The 26,947-nt window shown below is 38.6% G+C and carries 24 protein-coding genes and 1 pseudogene; 15 read left to right on the forward strand and 10 right to left on the reverse strand.

The window, feature by feature from the left end; translation table 11 throughout:
• Positions 1–40 precede the first annotated feature (40 nt).
• Positions 41–1,840: an iron uptake porin gene (locus H6G25_RS11705; protein ID WP_190392633.1), complete on the reverse strand. Its 1,800-nt coding sequence runs from the start codon at positions 1,838–1,840 to the stop codon at positions 41–43.
• A gap of 430 nt (positions 1,841–2,270) precedes the next feature.
• Here H6G25_RS11705 and H6G25_RS11710 point away from each other — a divergent pair, with 430 nt between their 5' ends.
• The 10 genes from H6G25_RS11710 to H6G25_RS11755 all read left to right on the forward strand — a co-directional run bounded on the left by H6G25_RS11710 (position 2,271) and on the right by H6G25_RS11755 (position 11,915).
• Positions 2,271–3,311: an NADP(H)-dependent aldo-keto reductase gene (locus H6G25_RS11710; RefSeq protein WP_190392634.1), complete on the forward strand. Its 1,041-nt coding sequence runs from the start codon at positions 2,271–2,273 to the stop codon at positions 3,309–3,311.
• A gap of 239 nt (positions 3,312–3,550) precedes the next feature.
• Positions 3,551–4,537: a threo-3-hydroxy-L-aspartate ammonia-lyase gene (locus H6G25_RS11715; protein WP_190392710.1), complete on the forward strand. Its 987-nt coding sequence runs from the start codon at positions 3,551–3,553 to the stop codon at positions 4,535–4,537.
• Positions 4,538–4,700: 163 nt separating this feature from the next.
• Positions 4,701–5,357: a class I SAM-dependent methyltransferase family protein gene (locus H6G25_RS11720; RefSeq protein ID WP_190392635.1), complete on the forward strand. Its 657-nt coding sequence runs from the start codon at positions 4,701–4,703 to the stop codon at positions 5,355–5,357.
• A gap of 2 nt (positions 5,358–5,359) precedes the next feature.
• Positions 5,360–6,571, forward strand: coding sequence for a glutathione S-transferase family protein (locus H6G25_RS11725; protein WP_190392636.1), 1,212 nt, complete (start codon positions 5,360–5,362; stop codon positions 6,569–6,571).
• 22 nt (positions 6,572–6,593) lie between these two features.
• Positions 6,594–7,034, forward strand: a complete 441-nt coding sequence (locus tag H6G25_RS11730; RefSeq protein ID WP_190392637.1) for a sulfur transferase domain-containing protein — start codon at positions 6,594–6,596, stop codon at positions 7,032–7,034.
• Positions 7,035–7,082: 48 nt separating this feature from the next.
• On the forward strand, positions 7,083–7,883 hold the full coding sequence (locus H6G25_RS11735; protein WP_190392638.1) for an SDR family oxidoreductase: 801 nt from the start codon (positions 7,083–7,085) through the stop codon (positions 7,881–7,883).
• A 58-nt stretch (positions 7,884–7,941) separates the two neighbouring features.
• Complete coding sequence (locus H6G25_RS11740; RefSeq protein ID WP_190392639.1) at positions 7,942–9,567, forward strand: FAD-binding protein; 1,626 nt, start codon at positions 7,942–7,944, stop codon at positions 9,565–9,567.
• Between the two features lie 116 nt (positions 9,568–9,683).
• A complete protein-coding gene (locus H6G25_RS11745; RefSeq protein ID WP_190392640.1) occupies positions 9,684–10,013 on the forward strand; it encodes a 4Fe-4S binding protein in 330 nt (109 codons plus the stop codon).
• 29 nt (positions 10,014–10,042) lie between these two features.
• Positions 10,043–10,990: a D-2-hydroxyacid dehydrogenase gene (locus H6G25_RS11750; protein WP_190392641.1), complete on the forward strand. Its 948-nt coding sequence runs from the start codon at positions 10,043–10,045 to the stop codon at positions 10,988–10,990.
• 151 nt (positions 10,991–11,141) lie between these two features.
• Positions 11,142–11,915: a PhnD/SsuA/transferrin family substrate-binding protein gene (locus H6G25_RS11755; protein WP_190392642.1), complete on the forward strand. Its 774-nt coding sequence runs from the start codon at positions 11,142–11,144 to the stop codon at positions 11,913–11,915.
• 61 nt (positions 11,916–11,976) lie between these two features.
• On the opposite strand, the gene H6G25_RS11760 is transcribed toward H6G25_RS11755, so the two are convergent.
• From H6G25_RS11760 to tnpA, 6 genes are all read right to left on the reverse strand, one after another.
• On the reverse strand, positions 11,977–12,183 hold the full coding sequence (locus tag H6G25_RS11760; RefSeq protein WP_190392643.1) for a hypothetical protein: 207 nt from the start codon (positions 12,181–12,183) through the stop codon (positions 11,977–11,979).
• 66 nt (positions 12,184–12,249) lie between these two features.
• Positions 12,250–13,134 carry a hypothetical protein gene (locus H6G25_RS11765; RefSeq protein ID WP_190392644.1) on the reverse strand — a complete coding sequence of 295 codons (885 nt, stop codon included), beginning with the start codon at positions 13,132–13,134 and terminating at the stop codon, positions 12,250–12,252.
• A gap of 2 nt (positions 13,135–13,136) precedes the next feature.
• Positions 13,137–14,468: a restriction endonuclease subunit S gene (locus H6G25_RS11770; protein WP_190392645.1), complete on the reverse strand. Its 1,332-nt coding sequence runs from the start codon at positions 14,466–14,468 to the stop codon at positions 13,137–13,139.
• A 32-nt stretch (positions 14,469–14,500) separates the two neighbouring features.
• A complete protein-coding gene (locus H6G25_RS11775; protein WP_190392646.1) occupies positions 14,501–16,546 on the reverse strand; it encodes an N-6 DNA methylase in 2,046 nt (681 codons plus the stop codon).
• 231 nt (positions 16,547–16,777) lie between these two features.
• Positions 16,778–17,158, reverse strand: coding sequence for an MFS transporter (locus tag H6G25_RS11780; RefSeq protein WP_242034942.1), 381 nt, complete (start codon positions 17,156–17,158; stop codon positions 16,778–16,780).
• A gap of 157 nt (positions 17,159–17,315) precedes the next feature.
• Positions 17,316–17,714, reverse strand: a complete 399-nt coding sequence (gene tnpA / locus H6G25_RS11785) for an IS200/IS605 family transposase (RefSeq protein WP_028090809.1) — start codon at positions 17,712–17,714, stop codon at positions 17,316–17,318.
• Positions 17,715–17,765: 51 nt separating this feature from the next.
• Between tnpA and H6G25_RS11790 the strand changes: the two genes are divergently transcribed.
• Complete coding sequence (locus H6G25_RS11790; RefSeq protein WP_190392647.1) at positions 17,766–18,953, forward strand: RNA-guided endonuclease TnpB family protein; 1,188 nt, start codon at positions 17,766–17,768, stop codon at positions 18,951–18,953.
• Here the strand turns inward: H6G25_RS11790 and H6G25_RS11795 are convergent.
• Both H6G25_RS11795 and H6G25_RS11800 read right to left on the reverse strand, forming a co-directional pair.
• Positions 18,942–19,670 carry an SDR family NAD(P)-dependent oxidoreductase gene (locus tag H6G25_RS11795; protein ID WP_190392648.1) on the reverse strand — a complete coding sequence of 243 codons (729 nt, stop codon included), beginning with the start codon at positions 19,668–19,670 and terminating at the stop codon, positions 18,942–18,944. The two genes, H6G25_RS11790 and H6G25_RS11795, sit on opposite strands and share 12 nt — an antisense overlap.
• 188 nt (positions 19,671–19,858) lie before the next feature.
• Positions 19,859–20,887, reverse strand: a complete 1,029-nt coding sequence (locus tag H6G25_RS11800; RefSeq protein ID WP_190392649.1) for an Mrp/NBP35 family ATP-binding protein — start codon at positions 20,885–20,887, stop codon at positions 19,859–19,861.
• A 223-nt stretch (positions 20,888–21,110) separates the two neighbouring features.
• Here H6G25_RS11800 and H6G25_RS11805 point away from each other — a divergent pair, with 223 nt between their 5' ends.
• Complete coding sequence (locus H6G25_RS11805) at positions 21,111–22,193, forward strand: sulfonate ABC transporter substrate-binding protein (protein ID WP_190392650.1); 1,083 nt, start codon at positions 21,111–21,113, stop codon at positions 22,191–22,193.
• Positions 22,194–22,328: 135 nt separating this feature from the next.
• Entirely contained in the window at positions 22,329–24,044 is a 1,716-nt protein-coding gene (locus H6G25_RS11810; protein WP_190392651.1) for a fumarate reductase/succinate dehydrogenase flavoprotein subunit, read from the forward strand.
• Between the two features lie 342 nt (positions 24,045–24,386).
• Here the strand turns inward: H6G25_RS11810 and H6G25_RS21185 are convergent.
• Positions 24,387–24,521, reverse strand: a pseudogene (locus H6G25_RS21185) (methyltransferase); the annotation flags it as partial.
• Between the two features lie 428 nt (positions 24,522–24,949).
• Between H6G25_RS21185 and H6G25_RS11815 the strand changes: the two are divergent.
• On the forward strand, positions 24,950–25,918 hold the full coding sequence (locus H6G25_RS11815) for a TauD/TfdA family dioxygenase (protein ID WP_190392652.1): 969 nt from the start codon (positions 24,950–24,952) through the stop codon (positions 25,916–25,918).
• A 98-nt stretch (positions 25,919–26,016) separates the two neighbouring features.
• Positions 26,017–26,850 carry a dienelactone hydrolase family protein gene (locus H6G25_RS11820; RefSeq protein ID WP_190392653.1) on the forward strand — a complete coding sequence of 278 codons (834 nt, stop codon included), beginning with the start codon at positions 26,017–26,019 and terminating at the stop codon, positions 26,848–26,850.
• The last annotated feature ends 97 nt before the right edge of the window (positions 26,851–26,947 follow it).

The raw sequence follows: 26,947 nt of genomic DNA on the forward strand, positions 1-26,947 counted from the left end.
TTGTAAATCCTTCAATCCTGTAAATCCTGATTCAAAAGCTTTAAAATCTGAAAGTGGTACGTAGCCAACCCACCACACTACCAGGATTGGTAGCATCGGAATTTGGTGCTGTCACCCAAATAAATCCGGGTGTAACTTCAATATTGTCTGTAAGTTTATATTGGTACCATCCTTCAATATGCAGAGAAGTATCTTTATCGGCTTTACCCTTACCTGCTCCTAAATCTACATTACTACTGAGTCCTTTAAGTGTTGGTGCCTGACCTACAAAAATAGCCCCTAAGCTACCTTTTTTTCCTAAATCGGGAAATGTTATTCCCGTCCCCCAGTTCCAAACTTGACCATCTCCTTGTCTTAAATAACGATGGGCGGAATAACCTACAAAACTATTGATTGCTAACTTGGGATTAAGTTTATATAATGCCCCAATTCCATAAAGATTTCCCACAGTTCCTTGATCAACAATGCCGTTAGTTGCGTTGGCTGGGTTGGTGGAAATGGTACTATTTGCCAGGTTACTCCCTGCCGCTGGACCAAAGTTTGTTCCACCTTGACCTAATGTACCCGCTGGGCTGTAGGTGTTAGCGTAACTCAAACCGACCCGGAAATTCTTTTTGGGGCTAAAGTATGTTATCTGTCCAAATGCTACATATCTGCCTGTAAATAAGCCATTTCTAGGTTCAGGATTATTACCATTAGGTGCGCTATATGATAAACCTAATTGCCACTGCTTACTCAGGTCGTGGAGGATGGCGACTCCTGGACCTGTATCTCCATAGTTATAGACCATATTCCGCCGGGAAAATCGCGTAATCCCATTACTAGCAGATCCTTCAAATGGATTTGTCGGACCACTTAAACCAATCTCATTTGCGCCATCAGATTGGGCAAAAATGTTCAACTGGGTCTTTTTTCCAACTGGAAAACGATAACGAATACCACCCAGAACAATTTGATTGGGACCAAAACTAGGACTGGCATTATCGGCAGTTCTCCCGTCAAATGTTCCCAAAATCCCCCCAGTGGGATTGTTTGTGCTAAGTCCTGTTCCAGTTCCTCTAGGATTAGGTACTCCACCTAATGAGTTAATATTTCCACCTGATAATGTTAACCGTAGTTGATCTTTACCAGTAAAACTGGTGTTTAATACTAAGCGAGCCTGGTCTTGAAATGTAATGGTGCGGGGTGCAGGTTTCTTGGTGACAACGTTATTACCAGCTAGGACTCCTCCCAGTACAAACTGAACTTGACCTTGGAGCTTAGTTGTGGTTGAAAATTGATTAGCTTCTAATTCTGTTGTTCGTGCTTCTATTGAGTCTAATCTCCCACGTAATACAGTAAGTTCGGCATTAAATTCTTCATTTAGTCGCTGTATGGTTTCCAAATCTGTTTTTACAACTAAATTAGACGTGGTTGAGGCAATAAGTTTATTGACTTGATCTAAACAAGCGTTTAATCCTGCTGCAAATTCATAGCGAGTCAAAGCCCGATTACCACGATATTTAGTATCAGAACCGACCAAGCATTTATAACGTTCTATGAGGGATTTTAATGACTCATAAGCCCAGTCAGTGGGTTGGACATCTGAAAGCTGGGATACAGATGTAATTTGCGACTCATCAGATAAAGAGGAAGGGTCTGTTTGGGCAATTATTTGAGTACCGTTATCAGAGTCGGGAATACTTATACTGATGGGTGATAAGGGTGATAAAGTCTCTTTGCCTATTGTCTCATGTTCTTTTCCTATTTCACTGGCCAGAGTTTTTGTACTAGCTGTTAAGACTAACGAGAATACAGACATTGGCAAAGTAAGCAATAAGTTCCAAGCAATTTTTTTCATTTTGATAACCCCACACACACAAAGAATTTGATTTAGCAAAAAATCACAGAGAAAAGAACCGAACTCCCCAGGGAGAACTTTCCTGTAACGGGTCTATTTAGATTGGTTTTGTATTCGTAATGACACGAAAGCCTATAGTAGTAACTAAATTACCTTATTTAGATAAATACGGTAACTTGGTCAATTTACTGTAGTTAATCTTTGATAGATAGCAGCATGGCATAAAAAAATTAAAATTTGAGTATTGCTGGATACATTTTTTATGATTTTAAATTAATTGTTACAAAGGGTTGTATATCTAAATTTTGTATGGTAATATGCACTTTCAGGTATTAACTCCATTAAATCTATAGATTTAATGTAGTTTGAGGCAATAGTCATATTTTTAGTTTTTGTAGCAAAATCAAATGAGGAGAATCATTTAAACATTATGAGATACAACCAACTGGGTGCAAGTGACCTCAAGGTTTCAGAAATTTGCTTGGGAACTATGACCTATGGACATCAAAATAGTACTGAAGAAGCCCATGAGCAACTTGACTATGCTGTTGCCCAAGGGGTCAATTTCCTAGATACTGCGGAAATGTATCCCGTCCCCCCTCGTGGTGAAACTCAAGGAAAAACTGAGGCTTATATTGGTGAATGGTTGAAGAAACAGCAACGAGATCAACTGATAGTTGCTACTAAAATTGCAGGTCCTGGTCGTCCTTTTTCCTGGTTGAGGGGTGGAAATAATAAAGTTGATCGTGATAATATTACACAGGCTGTAGATGATAGTTTGCAGAGATTACAAACTGATTATATAGATTTGTATCAAATTCATTGGCCTGATCGTTATGTTCCTACATTTGGACAGACAAGTTACAATCCGGAATTAGAAAGGGAATCTGTACCTATTGCGGAACAGTTACAGGCCTTTGCTGAGGTGATTAAAGCTGGGAAGATTCGCTATTTGGGTTTAAGTAATGAAACTCCTTGGGGGGTAAGTGAGTTTGTTCGTATTGCTAATGATTTGGGATTACCTAAGGTTCTGACAACTCAAAATGCTTACAATTTACTCAATCGTAATTTTGAATCAGGTTTAGCGGAAGTTTACCGTTATACAGATGTGGGTTTATTGGCTTACAGTCCCCTGGCTTTTGGGTTTTTAACTGGTAAATACATAGAGAATCAACAATTAGAAAATACAAGAATATCTTTGTTTCCTGGTTTTGGACAACGGTATTTAAAACCCAATGTACAAGAAGCGGTTAAGGCTTATGTGGAGCTTGCCAAAAAGTACAATCTTACACCTGCTAAATTAGCGATCGCCTTTGTCAAAAGTCGCTGGTTTGTTAAAAGCACTATTATTGGCGCAACAACTTTGGCACAATTAGAAGAAAATATAGATAGTGTCAATGTGGTTTTGGATCAAGAGATTTTTGCAGAAATAGATGCAATTCATACTCGTTATCCTAATCCAGCGCCTTAACCGAGTTTTGTAAAAAATACAAAGAGGGGGGTTTTAAAAGTTTCCGGCGATTAGAAAGATGCCTCCGGCACGCTTCGCGGACGCTACTACACAAACAAAGTCCACCTGCGTCGACTAACGAAAAATTAAGAGTTTAAAACTCATGTTCGCGTAGCGTTCCGCAGGAATAGATGGGTTTTGTCTGTGTAGCCACGACTTCTAGTCGCCAAAGCTTTTCAAACATCCTCTTAGAAAAAACAATGTTACTACCTGATTCTGTTACTATTACTGATGTAGAAGCAGCACAAAAAAGGCTTTTAGGTATTGCTCATCAAACACCAGTAATTACCTCTAATACTTTCAATGAACTGACTCAAAGCCAAGTATTTTTCAAATGCGAAAACTTTCAACGGACAGGAGCATTTAAGTTTCGTGGTGCTTATAATGCCTTAGTCCAATTATCAGCCAAGCAAAAAATCAAAGGTGTTATTACCTATTCTTCAGGAAATCATGGCCAAGCTATAGCTTTAGCCGGAAAATTACTCAACATTCCCACAATTGTAGTTATGCCTGATGACGCACCTGTAGTCAAACAAACTGCTACTCGCGGTTATGGTGCGGAAGTCATTTTGTATAACCCTGACACAACTAACCGAGAAGCATTCACCCAAAATCTCGCAGCAGAAAGGCAATTAACTTTAATTCCACCTTATGATCATCCTCATGTCATTGCTGGCCAGGGTACAACTGCATTAGAACTAATTCAACAAGTGGGAAAACTAGACTATTTATTAGTATGTTGTGGTGGTGGTGGATTAATTTCCGGTTGTGCCGTTACTACAAAAACACTTTTACCTAATTGTAAAATAATTGGTGTAGAACCGGAATTAGCCGATGATGCTACTCGCTCTTTTTACACCAAAACCCTGCAAACTGTCCATAATCCCCAGACCATTGCTGATGGTGTGCGAACTCCCTGCTTGGGTAAAATCACCTTTCCCCTAGTCTTGCAATACGTAGATGATATGGTGACAGTATCAGAAGCAGGCATAATTCGCACCATGTTCTTTATTTGGGAACGGTTAAAAATCGTTGTCGAACCTACTGGGGTCATAGCCGCAGCTGCATTATTAGAAGGTGTAGTGAAAGTACCAGCAGCGAGAATTGGCGTAATTATCACTGGTGGAAATGTGGACTTAGCACAAGTTAGTCAATTGAAACAGCTTAATCATCTTTTGCATTACTAGCTAGATAGCTAATTATCTAACTACTTGATTTTCTCCAAATTGATGTGTTAATCTGTATTTATCCTTAATCTACTAATTTTCGATAGACTTACAGTATTTTAAGGATGAGTAATTAATAACACTCTCCAGAATCTAAATTTTTAGCAATCGGGAATCTTCTCTTATGCCAAAAGATTGGTTAGAATGGCACGATCTTTACAATACTGAAGCTAAATTACAGCAACGGCTAGAAATCGTGCGGGAATATATTTCCTATAGTTTGGATAACTCCCCAACAGGCGTTATTCGTATAGTTAGTGCTTGCGCTGGTGATGGACGCGATTTATTAGGAATATTAGCAAATCATCCTCGCGCTAAAGACGTATATGCAAGATTGGTAGAAATCAATCCCCACTTAGTTGAACGTGGGCGCGAAAGTATAGAATCCTTAGGTTTAACAAAGCAAATTGAGTTTATTCACGGTGATGCAACAACTGCTGATAATTATGTAGGAGCAGTACCAGCAGATATTGTCATTGTCTGTGGTATTTTTGGCAATTTAGCTGATGAAAATGAACTCAACCGTTTATTAGGAAATCTCAGTTTTCTCAGCAAAAAAGGTGCTTTTGTTCTTTGGACTCGTGGACACTCTCAGGGTATTGCCCATTCAGAAACAGTTCGCAAATACTTCAGTCAATTGGATTTTGAGGAAATTAACTTTAAACTCACAGCGACAGGAGATATGGGAGTAGGCATTCATCGCTACTTGGGTGAAAGTCTACTTACACCTAAAGAAGAACAACTATTTGTATTTTCTGGGATTCCAAATAAGGCGAGGTAAAAATGTCTACTTTAAGCACTACCATATCTAATTGGGAAGAAATATTAGAAACTGCTCGACAAAATACCCCTGCACGTCGAGTCAAAAGACCAGGACAAGCTCCTTCTACTGCCCCCATTCCTAGTAATTTACATAAACTTCCACCAGATAGCAAACCATCGGTATTGTTATATCGTGATAGTAACTCTTGGTGTCCTTTTTGTGAAAGAGTTTGGTTTGCTTTGGAAGAAAAAGAAATTCCCTTTGACACTGAGTTTATTGATCTGAGTAATAAACCTAAATGGTACACAGACCTAGTACCAACAACCCTTGTCCCCGCAGCAAACATTGAAGGAAAATTGGTTTATGAATCTAAAGATATTCTTTTAGAATTGGAAGAACACTTTGGTGAAACGTTGTTACCTGAAAATCCAGAAGAAAATGCTCTTGCTAGACAATGGATTGAAGATGCTGAAACCAATGGTTTTCGAGATATTGCCTACAAATTTTTGAGACAACCCCCAGAAGATGCCAAAGAACTAGCGAATTTACAGGCAGAATTTGAAGCTAAATTAGATGAAATCGAGAAAACTTTAGGTAGATATCCAAAACCCTATTTTTTATCAACATTTAGCTTGGTAGATATTATGTATAGTCCCCATTTAGATAGATTGGCAGCTAACTTACCATTATATAGAGGATATCATATCAAGGGAAATCCTCGTTTTCCTCTCATCAATGTTTGGTTTGCAGCACTTAAAAAGCGTCCTGCTTATAACAGAGTTAAATCAGACAATATTACTAATAATTTACTTTTACGGCGTAGATTTGGCGTAGAACCTATAGGTAATCCCTTACCCCTAGACTTAGCTGATGCTGAATTTATTGAATATCGGGCAGAAGCTGCCGAAAGATTGAGCGATAATCGAGAAGTTGCTATTAGCGATATTCTCAAAAATTCTGGAGTTCAATCTTTAGGTCATAGCTCAATAATCAAAGAAGTTGTTGATTTTCACCTACGATTATTAGCCGATTATCTACTTAATGGTAATAACGAACTATTACCAGGTGGTAAAACTGGAGGGAAAGAAAGTATAGATCCCATTATTGCGGCTGCTGGGGCGATTACACTAGCTTATCTGAGAAATAGGATTTGTGCGCCACGAGATATGAGTGCTGGTGCTGCAACTGCATTGCGAGCCGCAGCAGATAAGGTTTTAGCGTCTATTTATTGATTTGATAACAAGAGGAATCAAAATGACTGATTTAAAAAAGGTGAATGATGATTTGAGTATTGCTGGACAAATTTCATCTGAGGAATTAAAACAATTGGCAATAGCAGGTTTTCAATCAGTTTTAAATTTACGTTCTCCTGATGAAAATGGTTTTTTCCATGATGAAAAGCAAGAAGCACAAATTGTAGGATTGGAATATGCAAATATTCCTTTAAATTCTCAAGTGCCAAATCAAGAATTAACAGCAGAAGCAATTCAATCTGTTGAAAATTTGCCTAAACCAATTTTAATTCACTGTGCTGGTGGTGCAAGAGCGGGAGGAATAGCCTTAATTACTGAAGCAATTAAAGCAAATTTAACTTATGAAGAAATTGCCCAAAAAGCTAAGGAATTAGGCATTAATTTAGAACAGCCACATCTCAAGGGATTTCTATTAGAAAAATTTGCAGCTAGGCAAATTTAAATTTTTCAAATTATTTGGTTTGTAAATTTATCATGAGGTGCAATTTCTATGAGTTTAGAACTAAATCTAGCAGGTAAAACAGCAATTGTTACAGGTGGTAGTGCCGGAATTGGGTTAGCTACCGCCAAAGCTTTGTATAGCGAAGGTGTGAATGTTGTTATTGCTGCTCGCAACCAAGAAAGACTTGAGCAAGCAGTAATTGATATTCAATCTTTAGATAATACAAATGCTAAAGTTATTGGTGTTAGTGCCGACTTAACCGCAGCAGAAGATATTGAGAAAGTTGTTTCTAAAACCTTAGAACAATTTGGAAAAATTGATATCTTGATTAATAATGCTGGTTCAGCCCGTGCTGGGTCTTTTTTAGAACTGAGTGATGAAGCATTTTTAGATGCTTGGAGTTTAAAACTTTTGGGTTACATTCGCTTTGTGAGAGCAGTTGTACCTCATCTGAAAAAACAGGGTGATGGACGCATTGTTAATATTATTGGTGGTGCTGGACGTACACCCCGTCCTAATTTCTTACCAGGAGGAACTACAAATGCTGCATTGTTGAATTTTACACGAGGCATTTCTAAAGAATTAGCCCTAGATAATATTAGAATTAATGCCATTTCTCCTGGTTTAACAGACACAGAAAGAGCGAAAACTTTAGCAGTGCAAAATGCCGAAAGTTTGGGTATTACTGTAGATGAATATAAAGCCCAATCAGTAAAATCAATTCCTTTAGGAAAAATCGTCAAACCTGAAGAGATTGCTGCCTTAGCTTTATTTTTAGTTTCTGATTTAGCTGCTTCTATTACTGGTGCAGAAATTCAAGTTGATGGTGGAACTACACCGGGGGTTTAAGCTATAGCAGATGAAACAATTATCAGGCAAACATTCATTAAAAAAAAGGGGAATTTCCATGACTCAGCAACAATTATTTTCTCAAGATGGGGATGTTGATCAAACCTTATTAGCTGATGTATTAGTAATTGGTGGTGGACCTGCTGGCACTTGGTCAGCGTGGAGTGCGGCCAATGCTGGTGCAAAAGTGGTTTTAGTAGATAAAGGCTATTGTGGTACTAGTGGTTGTGCTGCCGCATCAGGTAACGGTGTGTGGTATGTTCCACCCGAACCGGATAGTCGAGAAGCAGCCATGGCTTCTAGGGAAGCTTTAGGAGGATTTTTATCTAGCCGTGATTGGATGCAACGGGTATTAGATCAAACCTATACGAACGTCAACCAACTAGCTGAATGGGGTTATCCTTTCCCTACAGATGAAGAAGGTAGACCCTATCGGCGCAGTCTTCAAGGTCCAGAATATATGCGCTTGATGCGGCAACAAGTAAAACGGGCAGGGGTGAAAATTTTAGATCACAGTCCCGCTTTACAGTTGTTAGTAGATGCAGAAGGGGCTGTAGCTGGGGCGACAGGAGTTAACCGTCAGACTGGTAAAAAGTGGATTGTGCGATCGCATTCAGTGATCATTGCTACTGGAGGCTGTGCTTTCTTGAGTAAAGCCTTGGGTTGCAATGTGCTAACAGGGGATGGATATCTCATGGCAGCTGAAGCGGGTGCTGATATGTCAGGAATGGAATTTTCTAATGCTTATGGTATCGCACCTGCTTTTTCTTCTGTCACCAAAACCTTATTCTATAATTGGGCAACTTTCACCTACGCAGATGGGACACCTATCCCCGGTGCTGGTTCGCAAAAAGGGCGTTCTGTTATTGCCGAAACTTTGTTAACTCAACCTGTTTACGCCATTATAGACAAAGCATCAGAAGAAATGCGGGTGACAATGCGGTTATCTCAACCCAATTTCTTTTTACCTTTTGATCGTGCAGGTATTGATCCCTTTACTCAACGTTTCCCCGTGACTTTGCGTTTAGAAGGAACTGTACGTGGTACAGGTGGTATTAGAATCATAGATTATACTTGCTCTACTTCCGTCCGTGGACTTTATGCCGCAGGTGATGCAGCTACAAGGGAATTAATCTGTGGTGGTTTTACAGGTGGTGGTAGTCATAACGCAGCTTGGGCGCTATCTTCAGGGTATTGGGCAGGACAGTCTGCGGCTACATACTCCCATCGTTTAGGTGTGCAAGCCAACCAAAGACCAGTTCAATCTGTAGGTGGTGTAGGATTTATTTCTGGTAGTGAGAAGCATATTCACAGTGAAGACATCATTAAAGCTACTCAAGCAGAAGTTTTCCCATACAATCGCAATTATTTCCGTAATGAACAAACTTTAACGGAGTCATTGCAAAGATTACATTCTCTCTGGGATGAAATTCGCAATGGTCAAGTTGCAGATAATAGCAACATTATCCGCACCAGGGAAGCTGCGGGAATGGTAGCGACAGCCAGATGGATGTATAGCAGTGCCTTAGAACGCAAAGAAACACGGGGTATGCACAAACATTTAGATTATCCAGAACAAGATACTAAACAACAACATCATTTAATTAGTGGTGGTTTAGATCAAGTGTGGGTAAAAGCTACACCTATACAGGAAAGAAAAGTAAAAGAACTTGTAACTGTTTAATTGTAGGTTGGGTTGACGCAAGGAAACCCAACATTATCAAAACTTTTGTTGGGTTGCGCTATCGCTTAACCCAACCTACATTAATATTAATTTTGGATCAATTTTGGTTTTTTATTATGATTGAATTAGTTAGTGAATCCCGGTGCATTCAATGTAATCTCTGTGTGAAGGTTTGCCCAACAAATGTTTTTGATCAAGTACCAGATGCACCTCCAACAATTGCTAGACAAAGTGACTGTCAAACTTGTTTTATGTGTGAATTATATTGTCCCGTTGATGCGCTGTATGTTGCACCAGATGTAGAACCATTAACAGGAATAAACGAACAATCATTAACAGAATCTCAACTTTTGGGTAGTTATCGTAAAAATATTGGTTGGGGAAAATCTCTCACAACTACAGCTAAACAAGATTCAACATATCAATTGTTGAATAAGATGAAATAGAACATCAAAAATAATCGGAGTTATCAATTATGAAACTCATTTTACCAGTAGAAATTGCCCATGAAATTGAGGCACATTTACCTGAAAATACTATTGTAGTGCGTGTAGATAGTGAGGGTAATATAAATGGTGATGCCACAGATGCAGAAGTTTATTTTAGTTGGTTTTACCTCAAGCCTACCACTTTACATCGAGTATTAGATGCTGCGCCTTCATTACGTTGGCATCATGCCCCAAATGCCGGTGTAAATCATATTTTGACACCAAAATATTTGGAAAGGGATTTAATTTTAACTAATGGTGCAGGGGTTCATGGTATTCCTATTGCTGAATTTGTGATTACTTATTTATTGGCTTATTCTAAGCGATTACCAAGTTTATATAAACTACAAAATGAGCATAATTGGCAAAGAGGTTTACCAATTCAAGAATTATTCGGCAAAACTTTATTAATTATCGGTGCTGGTGGAATTGGTCAAGAAATTGCGGTTCGTGCTAAAGCATTTGGAATGCGTATTTTTGGTAGTTCTCGTCATCCAGAACCATTACCAAACTTTGATAAAGTAGTCCGTGCAAATGAGTGGAAACAACTACTTTCAGAATCAGAATTTGTGGTAATTGCTGCACCTTTAACGCCGGAAACAAAGGGTTTAATTGATTTAGAAACTTTACGTTTATTTCGCCCTGATTCCTATTTAATTAATATTGCACGGGGGGCAATTGTTGATGAATCAGCACTTACTAAAGCTTTACAGGAAGGCTGGATTGCTGGGGCGGCTTTAGATACAGTATTTACAGAACCACTACCAGCAGAGAGTCCTTTGTGGACATTGCCAAATGTATTTATTACACCTCATTGTTCTGGAAATTCGCCTAGAGTTAAAGAGAGAACCATTGCCCTATTTTTAGAAAACTTCACGCGCTATCGTCAAGGACAACAATTACGCAATGTGGTTGATAAAACTGCTGGTTATTAGGAATTTTTATTCGTCAAAATAGGAAAACCAGATTTTTTTTGATATAATCTACAGTAAGCCTATCGAGTTGCTAGTCTCAGTTTTTATATATTCATTACTCTAAGCAAAAGCTAATTAAAATTTTCCAAAATAGCAGTGTTTCAAAAAAAGAATGACTAAGATTACAAAATTACAGGCTGTATCTTATTTAGCTCCTAATTGTTTTGGATTATATCAGGAGATTACAGCTTATTTAGGTCGTGTTTTACAAGTAGAAATTGCACTACATCAAAGTAAATACGACCCCTTAAAAGACACTCTATTATTTAAAGACCAAATAGACTTGGCTTTTATTTGTGGATTACCACTAATTCGTTATAGTCAAATAGCACCAAATCAATTACAGACATTAGTTGCGCCTGTGATGCAATCATCTCGATATGGTGATTGTCCTGTATACTATGCAGATGTGATTGTTAAGACTGATAGCAATATTCAGAAGTTTGCTGATTTATCAGGGAAAACTTTTTGCTATAACGACTCTGGTTCTAATAGTGGTTATCATTTACTTTGGCGGTGGTTGAGTCAAGAAAAATATCCACCCAATTTCTGGGGAAAATCTCTAGAATCAGGTTCTCATCAACGTTCTATTCGTTGGGTAGTTGAAGGACTGGCTGATTGTGCAGCCATTGATAGTGTTGTATTAGAACAAGAATTACGGGATTTTCCTGAATTATCACACCATTTACGTGTGGTGCAAATAATTGGACCTTCTCCGATGCCACCATTGGTAACAGCGCGGCGTTTAGGTATCTCTTTGATTCAGCAAATGCAATTGGCTCTACTCCAACCAGATGCTCAGTTGCAAGAAATTATGAAACAATTTAGTGTTAAGCGTTTTGATGCAGTGAAGTTAGAAAATTATCTGGTACTTAATCAGTGCTAATAATATAGGGACGGGCAAGACTTGTACTGAGCTTGCCGTAGTATGCCCATCCCACAAAATTCTAAGCACTGATAGGATAAATTCGATGCTGCTTTTGTTCGCACAAGAGAGCATCTTGATAAATTTCTGCAAATAATACTCGCTGTGCATGACTTCCCCCAATCTCATGCAACCGCGATAATACAAATTTGAGTTCGTTAACAGTTGTCTGGAAATCACCTTGAGCATGAGCTACCATGCTTGAGGTTGAATTTGTGCTGGACTTCAATAGCGATCGCTCAAATTGGTTTGAGGAAAATATGAACCTCTACCTTTTATCTTTCTTATCTAATAATCAAGAGCTAGATTCTTCATCAGATGAACCATTTGCCGCTTCATTCCAAGACCACCGTTCAAGGTACTCATCAAGCAATTGACTAATTAATGGCTGGGCATTTTGATAGCCTTCCTCTGTTCTCGAAGAGGGACGGCGGTGATGGGCTATACAGTTACGCATTTTTTCAATTGCACCTATTTTGTTTTTAAGTGCGGCCAAGAAATCAGCATCATAACTATCTTGAACTGGTTTACGAGTAATTTCTGCCTGAAGTTCATCATATCTGATAAAGTTGCGAATATTGTCTAGTAAATCATTAATTTTAGGGTCAGGACGTTGGTTTAAGTTAACGTATTCGCTAAAGAGTAAATGAAAAAATTGATTTTCAAGAGCGTCTTGCATCTCTTTATCGGTTGGCTTGTCTTTTGCGGCTGGCTGTTCCTTCTCGTCTCTTAAAAGTTTATAAGGTTCTACACCTTGGTAGGCGTTTAAATAGATCAGTGTCAGGACTCGTCTTAATTTCATTTCAATCGCAAATATTTCTGCTGACCATTGAGCTAGTTTGAACTGCAATAGAGGATCTTCAAATTTGACTATATGAGAGATTGGGCTGGTTTCTTCAGTTAAGGCTTTGGCAAATTCTTCAACTACTCTTTCGGCTTCTTCGGTTTCTTCAGGTAAGTCTAGGGTAAATCCTAGAATAATCGTTTGTGTTGTGTTGCCGTCTTCATTAGTTGATTGATTTCCGATTCTTTGAGTTTGTAAAATGATCATCTGAGCGACTGTATCAGACTCAAATTCGTCATAGTTATCTTGTAGGGAAAGGGTTAATGTATCTATTAGGATTTGTCTAATATTTGTGTCAGAATTTTGCTGATAAACAATTACAAACTCAAAAATCACAATCAGCTACCTCCTAGTAGTTGTTCTTCAAACCATTGTTTGGCGGCTTGCCATCCTGTTTCTGCTTCGGAGCGTAGGCGTTGGGCTTCGGATTTGCGGCGTTTTACTTCTTGTGAAATTTCTTCTTGAGTTTCGATCTTAGGAATAGGAATTAAAAGATTTGTCACATCATCATTAGTTAGTCTTGGGTGAGTATTTCCTGTCATCATGTGAATAGTTTGAGCAAGTATTAAGCGACTTCTCAAAATAACAGCTAGATAGTTAGGAAGAATCAAGTTTTTATCATAAATTCTTAAAACGTGAAACTCAGGAGAACAACAACCATCCATCTCAGCACAATAAACCTTGTTTAAATAAGGTCTTAATCTAGCAAAGAGAACATCATCAGCTTGGAATGTAAAACAATCTCCTGTAGCCATATCATCAACATTGGTAAGTTCGCCTGTGTTGCTTTGCACATGAGCCAATCCTAAATAATTTTCTGAAGGTTTTTTAATTTTTTCGCGTACAAAATCTACAATACGTTCAAGTTTTTCACAGTTGATTGTTTCCGCAGCAGTAATCATCGCTCGTAAAGCTAATATCCTTTCGGGATGAAAGTAGTCTGAATTTAATCGTCCTTGTGATTTAACATCTTGCAAACTGATTGCAAATACTTTTCGATCATCTTTAACGGGTGGTTCTAGTTCGAGAGTATTTAACAGATAATCATCAAGGCTAGAGAGAAGAGCATCGGCTTCCGCTAATTTTTGTTTTCGCTGCGATCGCGCCTCATCCATAGCAGCAACCAACTCGATTTGTTTGCTTATTTGTAATGGAACTGGAATGATTAAATTTTTGAACTCTTCCTTATTAATGTTTGGCTGTCCAGAAGGTCGTTGAATTGCCATTACCCATCGGCTGTAAATATCTATCTTCGTAAAGTAGTAAACAAATTTTGGAATAACTTTCTGTGTATCAAATCTAAATCGAATACAATAGCCAGCAAAGATAGCTGACTCAGTAATATCTTCATGAATATAAGTTTTGCCAACTGTTGCACCACTACGAGCAAACAACAAATCATCTTTTAACAATTCATGATCCCAGTCAATGGGATCAGCCGTTAGAAACTCATGATTTGATTCAATCCCATCCTCCCCAAAATCCGTGATTCTTATATACCGAGGTTGTTGGTTGCTAATTCGAGAAACTGCGCGAGATGTTGCACCATAGTCAGGTTCTTGAATAACTAATTCTCCTAATTTTTTTAACGGATATTTAAAAGATTCTAAATCTTCACGCAAAGCAAAATATTTTGCGTCTAGTCTATCTTTAAGATCGCCCCGATTCATTGCAAAACAAATATTATTTGAACTATCGGGGCTTAGGCGAAAAAAGGTGAAGGATCTCTTTGAAACTCTCGCCACTGAGCTACTAAACCAGTATCAGAAATAATCTCCCGATAACGCTCACTCCATCCCGCTTCCTTGGGATTAGACGTATTCCACTCAAAATAAACCCGATAGTCAAACAGATCGCAACTATGGCGTTCAATCTTTTCCCGTTCAGGCGTTTCACTCTCAACCGTTACATTAAAAGTCTTCCGTCCCGTTGCGTCATAGCCAATATTTTCCGCCAAAGCCATAAAAATCGGCTGATCATCAGGCACAACCTCACCATCACCTAACTTTCTCAAGAAAACAATACTCGCTTTTACCCCCGCATCATAATAAGCAAAAGCAAACTGAGGCAAACTCACCACCGCCAAAATTTGGAAATGGGAAAGCATCCAATCTCTTACCCCTTGCAAAGAAGAATTTGTTAAAATCCCATCAGGTAAAATAATCGCCGCCCGTCCTTCCTTTGGCTTGAGATACGACCAAACTCGCTCAATAAAAAGAATTTCCGTTTTAATGCTAGTCCTTGCTTTAACCGCTTTTGCACCCCGTTTCGCATTGCGTTCACTTTGGGTAGATTCATCTGGCTCTGTATCCGTTGTCGCCTTATTCAAATAGTGCCGTAAATCAAACTGTTCTAAATAACCATCACCTTTCTCTGTTTGTTTCACAACTGATCCAAAAGGCGGATTAGTCAAAATTAAATCAAATTTATTGGGTATAAGTTCAGGTTTCTCCGCAGTTAGCTTAGTCAAAAAATTAAGAGCATCTTCACGAACAATATTAGTATGACCATCATCATGAATAATCATATTCATCTTCGCAACACGAGATAAACCTTCACTGATTTCAATCCCAAATAGATTATGCTCTGCAAAATCATGCCAATGTTTGTAGTGACTGATTCCCTCACGAGCATTAGTTTTGTGGTTAGGATAACGTCGATTTGCCTCACGCCGAATATGATCAAGGGCATAAAGTAAAAAACCTCCCGAACCACAAGCAGGATCGAGAACTAGATGCTTACGCTCTGGATTCAATAGCTCGATTGAAAACGCAATCAATTCACGGGGAGTAAAATATTGACCAAACTCAGCTTTAAAGAATGCACCCATAAATTCTTCAAAAGCAACTCCCTTGGTATCCAGTTCAGTCCGATCAAGAGATAACGCTTCTAAATGTTCCACCACTTGAGCAAATACAGGTGGATCAATATTGATTTCATCAGTAAAAACCCCTGGCTCTTTGTCTTGCTCGATTTTATATAATCGCTGAATTCTATGAGCTAAATCTTCACTTTTTTCTTCACTTCGACGCTGAAACGAATAAGGCTGTCCGTCTTCAATATCAGGGTTTTTTTCATCACGATATTTGACAAATATTAACTTACAAAATTCACTAAACGCATCTATTGGACTGCGACGACCTCCTTCCCAAAGCGTCTGATGACATTTGCGAATAGCAGAACGTAATTCTTCACGGGGGACAGCTTTTAAATCTTGTCCCTCCTTATTTTTATAAAATCTCCATTCAGGAGGCTTACCAAACCGCTTAGGAATATCCGTTAAATGGTTGCGATCGCGCTCCATTGATGGATACTTTTGCTTATCGTCAAAGCGCAGTAAGCGACGGGTTAAACCTGCGATTGATCCACAAAAAGGCGCACCTAAACTAGCACGATTGCCACAAGCCTGTTCAATGGATTGGGCAAACTCAGCATCACTAATATCCGATCGCTTAATCTCAAAGACAAAATAAGGATCTTTGCATTCCTCATCCTTGTAAATTACTATATCCGCCAGATCATTAGGAGTCCGCCGAGGTACTTTGACCTCAAATTTGATCAATTTAGGATTATATTCATACTTATAAATTAATTCAGCCCAAAATTCAGCCCTAATCTTCTCTTCAGGATCAGACCAACGCTCAGAATGATCGGCAGCAAGGTAATAAATACGTTCTTTTTTACCTTCCCCTTTAATTTCTGCGTGTCCATCGGCGATCGCTTTGTCAAGATAGGTGTCAAGTGACATTTTAGTTTCTCGTTGCTTAATTTTGGTCTAGCTACAGTTTAGCTCTCAATCATGCCTATTTTAGCAAAGGTCAGCTTAATTTTTACATTTTTAAAATTCTTAAAAATCCTGTAAATCCTTAAATCCTGGATATCCTGATTCAGACAAAAATCTGCCCTCAATCATATTCTGCCACTAACTCCCGTTTCATTAATGCCATAAATATGATGAATCACATTAGGATACTTTTCCCTAGCCTATTCCTTGAAGAGTACCAATGATCATAATATCTATAAAATTTATCTGATTACTAACAGTTAAAAAAGTCAGTAATGAAGATAAAAATATAGAAACTATTTGAGTAGTTAATAGAACATATCTTAAATTCCATCTATCTAATAATACTCCCACTAATGGTGTAATAACTAAACCCATAGCTTGATTGCTAAAACCAGCTACACCAACTAACATAGGTGAATTTGTTAATTGATAAACCAGCCATACTAAGGCGATTTGTGTCATCCAAGAGCCAAAAAAAGATACGCTTTCTCCAATCAAAAAACCAAATAAATTGGGTGATTTAATTGGCGAAGAAACTTCCAAAACAGCAAGTATTTTGTTGCTTTTTTTCAATGATGTTCTATTTTTTTTTAACATTAATATTACCTATTTTTCGGTATGATCATGATACAGCCTCACAAAGTTAAAATCTGCTGTAATTACCGATCTTGTTGAGTTGGACGAATTAATATCTCATTGACCGAAAAGACGGGACACAAGCCCCGTCCTTCTAGGACGGCTTTTCTTGATTCTTGATATACTCTTTCAATATTTCTAGTGGCGCACCACCAACTGAAATAGCAAAATAACTGGGACTCCATAAAGATTCTTCGTGGGGTTTTTTATATCCGGCTTGTCCATACCTGCGGCTAGACACGCCTTTTAAAGCATTTACTATTTGAGAAACAGATAATTTAGGAGGATATTCAATCAGTGTATGGACGTGATTCCCTTCACCGTTAAATTCAAGCACTTTAAAATTCATTTTTTCGGACACCTCACGAAATGTTTTTTCAATCAAATCAAGGCTTTCACCAGTAAACACAGCCCGACGATATTTCGTAACACAGACCAAATGAATCTTTAAGTCTGTAACGCTGTGTCTTTCTCTTCTAAGGGGACTTGCCATTTTGTGCAGACCAATATATAATTAATTTACAGCCCAATTATAGCATTAACGATGAAAGCCAGATATCAATTCCGTTTCTACCCGACAGACCAACAGCAAAAGCTTTTAGCTCAGTTGTTTGGTTGCGTTCGTGTCGTTTGGAATGATGCTCTGGCTATTTGCAAGCAAGTAGAGAAATTGCCAAGCAACAACGACTTACAAAAATTAGTTATTACTCAAGCGAAAAAAACTATTGAGCGGCAATGGTTGTCCGAGGTTTCTAATATTCCTTTGCAACAATCAGTTGCAGATTTAGGGATAGCATATAAAAACTTTTTCGATTCTCTTAAAGGTAAACGAAAAGGTAAAAAAGTTGGTACTCCTAGATTTAAAAAGAAGACAAATCAACAATCAGCACGATTTAGAATTGGTGGGTTTTCAATCAAAGGGGATGAGGTTTATCTAGCCAAGATTGGTAACGTTAGCCCGATTTGGTCAAGAAATTTACCCTCTGCTCCTAGCTCTGTAACAGTAATCAAGGATTGTGCTAACCGTTATTTTCTCAGTTTTGTAGTAGAAGTTGAACCCGTAAATATTGATGCTAAAAACCAAAGTATCGGTATTGATTTGGGGATAAAAACTTTTGCTGTCATGAGTAATGGAGAAAAAGCCCAAAGCCCTGATTACTCAAAATTAGACAGGAAGATTCGTAAACTCCAGAAAAAACTAGCAAGGCAACCCAAAGACTCACAACGAAGAAATAAAACCCGAATTAAAATTGCGAAACTGCATAATCGAATCACCGATACCCGGAAAGACTTTTTGCATAAACTATCCACCAAAATAATTAGCGAAAACCAAGTTATTGTTTTGGAAGACCTTCATGTATCGGGTATGGTTAAAAATCGTAAACTTGCCAGGTCAATTAGTCTTCAGGGATGGAGAGAGTTTCGGACTTTATGTGAAGCTAAATCGCAAAAATTCAACAGGGATTTTCGTGTTATTAGTAGATGGGAAGCGACTAGCCAAATTTGCTCTGAATGTGGCTACAAATGGGGGAAACTTGATTTAAAAATTCGGTCGGTTAAGTGCCTAAATTGTGGGACTGAACACGACCGAGATGAAAACGCCGCAAAAAATATAAATAAAGTCGGGATAGGGCATTGCCACGACTCTAAACGGGCGCAGAGACAGAGTAAGACTACCTCGGTAGCATCAGTCGGTGAAGCGTCAAGAATCACCTCGCCTTCAGGCAGGTGAGTATGTCAAATTAACGTGCTGTGGCTGGCTAACAGCATAAACTATTGCTGCTGCTATATCTTGACTTTGTAATGGTGTAATTGCTTTCCGTCTGGCTTCAATTTCCTGCTTTGCGACTACATCGGTAATATGCTGATCAATTTCTGTTTCTACTAACCCAGGCTCGATGATAGTAACGCGGATATTATCTTGATATACTTCCTGTCTCAAGGCTTCCGAAAAGGCATTTACCCCCCATTTGGTTACATTATAACCAGCCATACCCGCGCGAGCAATACGGCCAGCTACAGAGGAAATGTTAACGATATGTCCCGATTTTTGCGCTTTAAAGATAGGTAATGCTATGTGAGTTGTGTACATTAAGGCTAAAACATTGATATCAATCATTTTTCGCCAGTTTGAGGGATCTGCATTTTCAATCCTCCCCGGAAAAGATATACCCGCATTGTTGACTAAAATATCTATGTGTCCAAATTCTGTATGAGCTTTTTGTATCACGTTTTTAGCTTGAGCTTCATCGGTAATATCTGAAACAATAGATAAGGCTTGTCCACCATGATCTATAATCTGTTTTGCTACAGCTTCTAAACGCTCTACCCTTCTGGCCGCAATTACTATCTTTGCTCCTTCTGCTGCTAGGGCGATCGCTGTTGCTTCCCCAATTCCCGAAGAAGCTCCGGTAATAATAGCGACTTTACCTTCTAATTTACTTACCATAGTAAACCCATTAATTATGATTAACTGATTCTAGGAGGATGTTTACAACGTCTAAACTACTACCAACTTGGGTAGTTAAAAACCGCGTCTACAGGGACTAAACCCACGCGGGTGGGTTTAGAAGACTCTTAAAACATCTATCAAGTACGGTTTTTTGGTCAAAATACCGTAGATTGAAATTAAGTATCTCACAAATAACTAGAAAAAGCAAGAAAAGTAGACTGCAATGCCGCTGCAATTTGTATAAATATTTCACTTGTCGTTGAACTAGAATCAGCAAGGGTAAGAGGTTGACCAGTATCACCACCATTACAGATCCGAGGATCGAGGGGAATTTTGCCTAAAAGTGGTGCTTGCAGTTCATGCGACAATTTCTCACCTCCTCCAGTCCCGAAAATGGGAGTTTTTTCGCCATTTACGGTGATAAAGTAGCTCATATTCTCGATAATACCCAGAACAGGAACACCCACTTGGCGGAACATATAGATACTACGACGCACATCAGCAACAGCCACTTCTTGAGGTGTTGTTACCAATATTACACCACAAATCGGGCTTTCTTGTATAATTGTGATTTGGGCATCACCAGTACCAGGAGGTAAGTCTATTAATAGATAATCCAGTTCTCCCCAATGAACATCATGTATAAATTGAGTAATAATTTTGTGTAACACTGGTCCACGCCATGCTAAGGGATGATCCGGCGCTGCCAATAATCCCACTGACATAACTTTGATACCTAAAGATTCTAAGGGTAAAAATTTCTGACCATTAGCAGTATCAATAACTGTAACTTCAGATTTTCCCAGTCCCAACATCTGAGGAACATTTGGTCCATAGACATCAGCATCTAATAACCCGACCTTTGCTCCTGTTAATCTCAAGGCTGCTGCTAAATTAACTGCGACCGTGGATTTACCAACTCCTCCTTTACCGCTAGATATAGCTAAAGTTGTTTTCACCTTGGGAATTGTACAAATTTGGATATAAGTTTTTTTGCACCAGGTCAGTGAGGATAAAACGGATTTTATCTCTGCTTCCAAGTATTTTTGAAGAGAACCTATATACAGGCGCAGATAAACATACTGATCAACTATCCGTAGATTTCGTACCATTCCTAAACTAACAATGTCATTTTTTAGGGTGGGTTCAACTACCTGTTTAAGAAGTTGGATAACTTCTTGTTGTAAAAGATTGGGATCATCTATTTGTATCATCTATTTGTACTTCCTTTTTTCTCAGCATCTCACGGCAATAAAGTATAAAAAAATCAAAATGAAATGTTTACTGACCAAATAATTGCTTTTTTCAAAGAAAAGCTTGCATTTCAATTTCCTCTATGTAATATTATAAAGTACGGTATTTCGATTGACATACTGTAGTCTTATCATAAATTGACATCAAGTCTGAATATTCTATTCACCCTAATAACTCAGAGTAATGTTGACTAAATTACCTCTATTGCGACGATTAGAAGCTAAAATCACCTTTTTCAGAAAATATCGTCAGCAGAAGATTCGCACTTTTTCTTTACTATTTACAGTTGGATTAGGTTCAACATTAGCTGTTTTTGTTTTTTCTCCTAACGTTACCAATAATGGCGAGACAATTCAGAAAGCTAATGCAAATACAATCGCTCAAAATAATAGTAGCAAGAGAGTAATTCGTATTGGCTATCAAAAAGCAGCAACTATCCTATACGCACTCAAAGCAAAAGGAGAATTAGAAAAAGCCTTAAAAGCCTCTGGTAGTTCTGTCACCTGGACTGAATTTCCTGCTGGTCCGCCGATGTTAGAAGCTTTAAATGTTGGCAGTATTGACTTTGGTTACACAGGAGAAGCACCTCCTATATTTGCTCAAGCCGCAGGTACACCATTTGTTTATGTTGCTTATGATCCTTATGGACCTAAAGCGGAAGCAATTCTTGTCCATAAAGACTCACCAATTAAAAATGTAGCTGATCTCAAAGGTAAAAAAGTGGCTTTTGCGAAAGGAGCAAATGTTAATTATTTGGTAGTCAAAGCACTGGAAAAAGCCGGATTAAAATACACTGATATTAAGCCAACTTTCCTCGCACCTGCTGATGGCCGTGCTGCTTTTGAAGGGAAAAATGTTGATGCTTGGGCGGTTTGGGATCCTTATTTAGCTGCTGCTCAAAAAGCCACAGGCGCACGTACTCTTACAGATGCCACCGGACTAGCTCCCAATCGAGGTTATTACTTGGCTGCTAAATCCTTTGTAGAAAAGAATCCAGCCGCTTTAAAGACAGTTTTGGCTGGGGTAACTAAAGTCAGTGATTGGGCAAAGAAGAATCCTCCTAAAGTAGCAAAGTTACTTTCTCCTGTATTGGGTATAGATGCGGCTGTATTAGAGGTAGCAGAAAAAAGACGCAAGTATGGCATTTTTCCATTAACAAATGATGTAATTGCCAAACAACAAGAAATTGCTGATACTTTCTATAAAATAAACTTGATTCCTAAACAAATCAAGGTTAAGGAGATAGTTTGGCAAGGCAAGAAGTAATTTGGTAATTGGTAATTGGTAATGTAGAAATTACTAATTATCAATTATTTTTTCAAATCTGTTTTTACTCTTTGGTGCGTTCTTTGCTCCTTTGCGTGAAAAAAAATACATTTTAAATTATTGAAAGAGTTGTATATGACAACAAACATCAAGACACAATGGCTAAAAACCGATATTTTAGTAATTGGTGGTGGTACTGCGGGGACAATGGCAGGGATTAAAGCTAAACAAGCTAATCCCGATGCTGAGGTATTAATTTTAGAAAAAGCGAATATTCGCCGCAGTGGAGCGATCGCTATGGGTATGGATGGAGTAAATACAGCCGTCATTCCTGGCAATTCTACCCCAGAACAATACGTCCGCGAAGTCACCATTGCTAACGATGGTATTCTGCACCAAAAAGCCGTTTATCAAACAGGTAAATTAGGGTTTGAAACAATTCAAGAACTAGAAAGATGGGGTGTTAAATTCCAAAAAGATCCCCAAGGGAATTATGACGTTAAACAAGTGCATCGGGTAGGTAAATATGTCTTACCCATGCCAGAAGGTAAAGACTTAAAAACCATTCTTACCCGCCAAGTTAAACGTCATCAAGTGAAAGTAACTAACCGCGTTATGGCAACTAGAATATTAGTAAAAAATGGTAGAGCCATTGGTGCAATTGGGTTTGATGTACGGAGTGGTGATTTTGTAGTTATTCAAGCCAAAGCCGTCATACTTTCTACAGGTGCTTGTGGACGTTTGGGTTTACCTGCATCTGGCTATCTTTATGGAACTTATGAAAACCCCACAAATGCCGGAGATGGTTATTCAATGGCTTATCATGCAGGAGCAGAATTAAGTAACATTGAATGTTTCCAAATCAACCCATTAATTAAAGATTATAACGGTCCTGCTTGTGCCTATGTTGCAGGTCCCTATGGAGCATATACCGCCAACTCAGAAGGAAACCGCTTTATTAATTGTGATTATTGGAGTGGACAAATGATGCTAGAAATCTGGAAAGAATTAAACTCTGGTAAAGGACCTATTCAAATGAAAATGACTCATTTGGATGAGGATACAATTTCTGAAATAGAGTCTGTTTTATGGGCAAATGAACGACCAAGTAGAGAACGTTTTCATGAAGGTAGAGGTGAAAATTACCGTACTCATGGCGTAGAAATGAATATCTCAGAAATTGGATTATGTAGTGGACATAGTGCTTCTGGTGTGTGGGTAAATGAAAAAGCAGAAACCACAGTACCTGGACTCTATGCAGCTGGAGATATGGCCAGTGTTCCTCATAATTATATGATTGGTGCATTTGTCTTTGGTCGGTTAGCAGGAGAAAACGCCATTGAGTATATTAAATCTTTAGGACATTTAGAACCTGATACTGATTTTTTGGCAGCCGAAAAGTCCAGAATTTACGCGCCATTAAATCAACCAAATGGTATTCCCCATACTCAAGTTGAATATAAATTACGCCGATTGGTAAATGATTACCTGCAACCACCAAAATCTGGTAATAAAATGGAAATTGGGTTAAATAACTTTGTACGTTATCATGAAATATTAGCCCAAATGGGAGCGCGTGATCCTCATGAATTAATGCGATGTATGGAAGTACATTTTATTCGTGATTGTGCAGAAATGGCGGCACGAGCATCTTTATATCGTCGAGAAAGTCGTTGGGGTTTATATCATTATCGCTTAGATTTTCCAAATAAGAATGACGAAGAGTGGTTTTGTCATGTGAATTTGAAAAAGAATGAAGTGGGAGAAATGCTTTTATTTAAGCGTCAGATTGAGCCTTATCTTGTGGAGGTGGATTTACATAAAGAAGTCTATGATGTTGCAGCTAGATAAATAGAAAGAGTATAGGAATGCGTCTCATACACCATACCGTACAGGCAACTTGGAGTTTTAATTGTTATAAAGTTATGTTCCTGAGCAATAGTAAATGCAAAGAAGCACATTTATTTAACTAGGACTTACGCGCAGGTCACTGAAAAACGAACCACAGAGGCACAGAGTTCACAGAGAAATGAGGTTTTGAGAGATATTTTGCGTAAGTCCTGTTAACGAAAGAGTTGGGTTTAGAAAGGATAACAAAATCGCTTTTGTTGCCACATCCCCCATTTAATAGGTCTCGAAAAATTGTTAAAAGAAAAGAGAAGATGCAGCAGTTAACCCTTTAATTATCGCTTTCTAAGACTTAGAATAGAAAACAAATGTCTGTAACTCAATACTCACTGGGGCATCTGGTGGGCTGGTTGGGTCATCAAACCCCGTATAGGCTGCAAATCTAGCTTTTCCATCCTCTGTGGAGTCAAAACACTTGATTATATGTATAACTAATTATTAGATAAACTAATCAATGATTTTTTGAATTTATGGGGTAATTCAGCAAAATAAATTTATGTGATAATGAATACAAAATATTCACAATAATAATCAATATAGTTGTAAAAATATTTTGCAGTTTATTTTCTGACAATCTTTTTTAGCCATATCAAAGTATTTAGCATCAGTATCAAAAATGATAAATAAATTACATTTAATATAATTTTTAGGCAATATTTACTGGCATAAAAAGCATATTATTTACATTTTTTTAAATAAAAATTTCTTATAATACGGTAAATTGATAAATTTACTGTACAATGATTTTTAGTTACGATCGCTTCCTCTGGTATGTTGGCATAGACACATCCCAAAGAAAGTTGACAAGTGCGAAGACAGACTTATAAATAAAATTCTGGAGAACTCACGTGAGTAATAAGCACATTGAAGTCAAACAGGTAGCTGGTTTTATTGGTGCTGAAATCAGTGGTGTAGACCTTTCTGCTCCTTTACATGATGAAGCAGTCAAAGAAATTCGTGAAGCACTATTGAAGTGGAAAGTAATTTTCTTTCGTGGTCAGAACATTGATCATGCAGCCCAAATTGCCTTCACTGCTCGGTTTGGGGAAGTAACCTATGCTCACCCCCACGAAGATGAGCCAATTGAAGGCTTCTCGCAAATTCTGCCCATTGACCGCAGCCGCTATGAACGCCGTAATGGTTTGCGCCGTTCCAGCTATGAAAGCCGTTGGCACACCGATGTAACAGCAGCTATCAATCCACCTGCGGCTTCAATATTGCGTGCAGTAAATGTTCCCAGTTTCGGTGGTGATACCCAATGGACAAATTTGGTCGCAGCCTACGAAGGTTTATCAGCCCCTCTACGTGCATTAGCAGATACATTAAAGGCAGAACATCGTTTTAATGCTCGGTTAAACATACCCAGCAACAGCAAGCTTGCCCAACGCATTGCTGCCAATCCCATAGTTTCAATTCACCCAGTAGTCAGGGTTCATCCAGAAACAGGTGAACGCGCATTGTACGTGAATCCAGGCTTTACTTCCCATATTCTGGATGTATCAAGACAAGAAAGCGACCTGTTACTGGAGTTGTTCTTTAATCAGATCACTAAACCTGCTTACACCACCCGCTTCCGATGGAATAACGGTGATATAGCATTCTGGGATAACCGTGCGACAGCGCATTTAGCTCCCCAGGATTTGGATCATATAGAGGTAGAGCGTGTACTCTATCGCACCACCATCACAGGAGATATTCCCGTTGGGGTAAATGGTTTCCGTTCCCAAGTTGTTGAGGGTGAGGTGTTTAATAGCGAATTACCAACCGTCTTGAAGCAAGGATTAGAAAAATTGCCAGCAGAACCAGTGCTTTCCTAAGCTAAATTGAATTGGATTAATCTCTCACCAACCCCTCTTTGACGCAGAGAGGGGCTTAAATATCAATCAAAAATTAATGATATTGAAATGGTTTAAAGATGCTAAAAGAAATAACACGCCGTGAATTTATGACTACAGCTGCTCTGACAACTGGGTTTGCCGTAGCAGTGCAACCTGTTTTGGCCAAAGTGATTTCTACAGATACTCAAGGATTAATTGCGGGAGTGGTGAAAATTCCCGTCAAAGATGGGGAAATTCCAGCTTACAGAGCGCAGCCTGATCAGGGTGAAAATTTTCCGATTGTGTTGGTAATTCAGGAAATATTTGGGGTACATGAACATATACAGGATGTTGTTCGTCGCTTTGCTAAATTAGGCTATTTAGCGATCGCCCCTGAACTATTTATCCGTCAAGGTGATGTGTCAAAATTAAGCAACATTGACGAAATTCGCGCCATTGCATCCAAAGTTCCCGACTCTCAAGTATTATCAGATTTAGATGCTACCGTTGATTGGGGGGTAAAATCAGCAAAAGGTAACGCTGATAAATTAGCAATTACAGGTTTTTGCTGGGGAGGTCGAATCACTTGGTTATATTCTGCACATAATTCTCAAGTAAAAGCAGGAGTAGCTTGGTACGGAAGATTAGTAGGCAATGCTACCGAACTACAGCCCAAACACCCTGTTGATATTGCTGCTGAACTCAAAGTCCCCGTGTTGGGACTCTATGGAGGTAAAGATACAGGTATTCCACTAGATACAATAGAACAAATACGGGAAAAACTCAAATTTAGCAGCAGTAAATCGGAGATAATTGTTTATCCTGATGCACCTCACGCCTTTTTTGCCGATTATCGTCCTTCCTACCGCGAAAAAGAAGCCAAAGATGGTTGGCAACGTCTCCAGAAATGGTTTAAACAGTATGGAGTATGAGTAAAAATCTTTGTAGAGCCGAGAATCCCCACCCATGGAACGTCTCTACATCTAAACTACATCTGAAATTTATACTGCTTATCAACTTACCTAAATA

It is taken from the genome of Dolichospermum sp. FACHB-1091 (assembly GCF_014697585.1).
Classification (GTDB): Bacteria; Cyanobacteriota; Cyanobacteriia; order Cyanobacteriales; family Nostocaceae; genus Dolichospermum.

What these genes read in the sequence shown, in the direction of transcription:
- H6G25_RS11775 (WP_190392646.1), bottom strand. Translation starts at nt 16,546, where the DNA reads ATGTCACTTGACACCTATCTTGACAAAGCGATCGCCGATGGACACGCA.
- H6G25_RS11735 (WP_190392638.1), top strand. Translation starts at nt 7,083, where the DNA reads ATGAGTTTAGAACTAAATCTAGCAGGTAAAACAGCAATTGTTACAGGT.
- H6G25_RS11740 (WP_190392639.1), top strand. Translation starts at nt 7,942, where the DNA reads ATGACTCAGCAACAATTATTTTCTCAAGATGGGGATGTTGATCAAACC.
- H6G25_RS11705 (WP_190392633.1), bottom strand. Translation starts at nt 1,840, where the DNA reads ATGAAAAAAATTGCTTGGAACTTATTGCTTACTTTGCCAATGTCTGTA.
- H6G25_RS11750 (WP_190392641.1), top strand. Translation starts at nt 10,043, where the DNA reads ATGAAACTCATTTTACCAGTAGAAATTGCCCATGAAATTGAGGCACAT.
- H6G25_RS11720 (WP_190392635.1), top strand. Translation starts at nt 4,701, where the DNA reads ATGCCAAAAGATTGGTTAGAATGGCACGATCTTTACAATACTGAAGCT.
- H6G25_RS11755 (WP_190392642.1), top strand. Translation starts at nt 11,142, where the DNA reads ATGACTAAGATTACAAAATTACAGGCTGTATCTTATTTAGCTCCTAAT.
- H6G25_RS11710 (WP_190392634.1), top strand. Translation starts at nt 2,271, where the DNA reads ATGAGATACAACCAACTGGGTGCAAGTGACCTCAAGGTTTCAGAAATT.
- H6G25_RS11805 (WP_190392650.1), top strand. Translation starts at nt 21,111, where the DNA reads ATGTTGACTAAATTACCTCTATTGCGACGATTAGAAGCTAAAATCACC.
- H6G25_RS11795 (WP_190392648.1), bottom strand. Translation starts at nt 19,670, where the DNA reads ATGGTAAGTAAATTAGAAGGTAAAGTCGCTATTATTACCGGAGCTTCT.
- H6G25_RS11725 (WP_190392636.1), top strand. Translation starts at nt 5,360, where the DNA reads ATGTCTACTTTAAGCACTACCATATCTAATTGGGAAGAAATATTAGAA.
- H6G25_RS11810 (WP_190392651.1), top strand. Translation starts at nt 22,329, where the DNA reads ATGACAACAAACATCAAGACACAATGGCTAAAAACCGATATTTTAGTA.
- tnpA (WP_028090809.1), bottom strand. Translation starts at nt 17,714, where the DNA reads ATGGCAAGTCCCCTTAGAAGAGAAAGACACAGCGTTACAGACTTAAAG.
- H6G25_RS11715 (WP_190392710.1), top strand. Translation starts at nt 3,551, where the DNA reads ATGTTACTACCTGATTCTGTTACTATTACTGATGTAGAAGCAGCACAA.
- H6G25_RS11790 (WP_190392647.1), top strand. Translation starts at nt 17,766, where the DNA reads ATGAAAGCCAGATATCAATTCCGTTTCTACCCGACAGACCAACAGCAA.
- H6G25_RS11820 (WP_190392653.1), top strand. Translation starts at nt 26,017, where the DNA reads ATGCTAAAAGAAATAACACGCCGTGAATTTATGACTACAGCTGCTCTG.
- H6G25_RS11745 (WP_190392640.1), top strand. Translation starts at nt 9,684, where the DNA reads ATGATTGAATTAGTTAGTGAATCCCGGTGCATTCAATGTAATCTCTGT.
- H6G25_RS11730 (WP_190392637.1), top strand. Translation starts at nt 6,594, where the DNA reads ATGACTGATTTAAAAAAGGTGAATGATGATTTGAGTATTGCTGGACAA.
- H6G25_RS11770 (WP_190392645.1), bottom strand. Translation starts at nt 14,468, where the DNA reads ATGAATCGGGGCGATCTTAAAGATAGACTAGACGCAAAATATTTTGCT.
- H6G25_RS11800 (WP_190392649.1), bottom strand. Translation starts at nt 20,887, where the DNA reads ATGATACAAATAGATGATCCCAATCTTTTACAACAAGAAGTTATCCAA.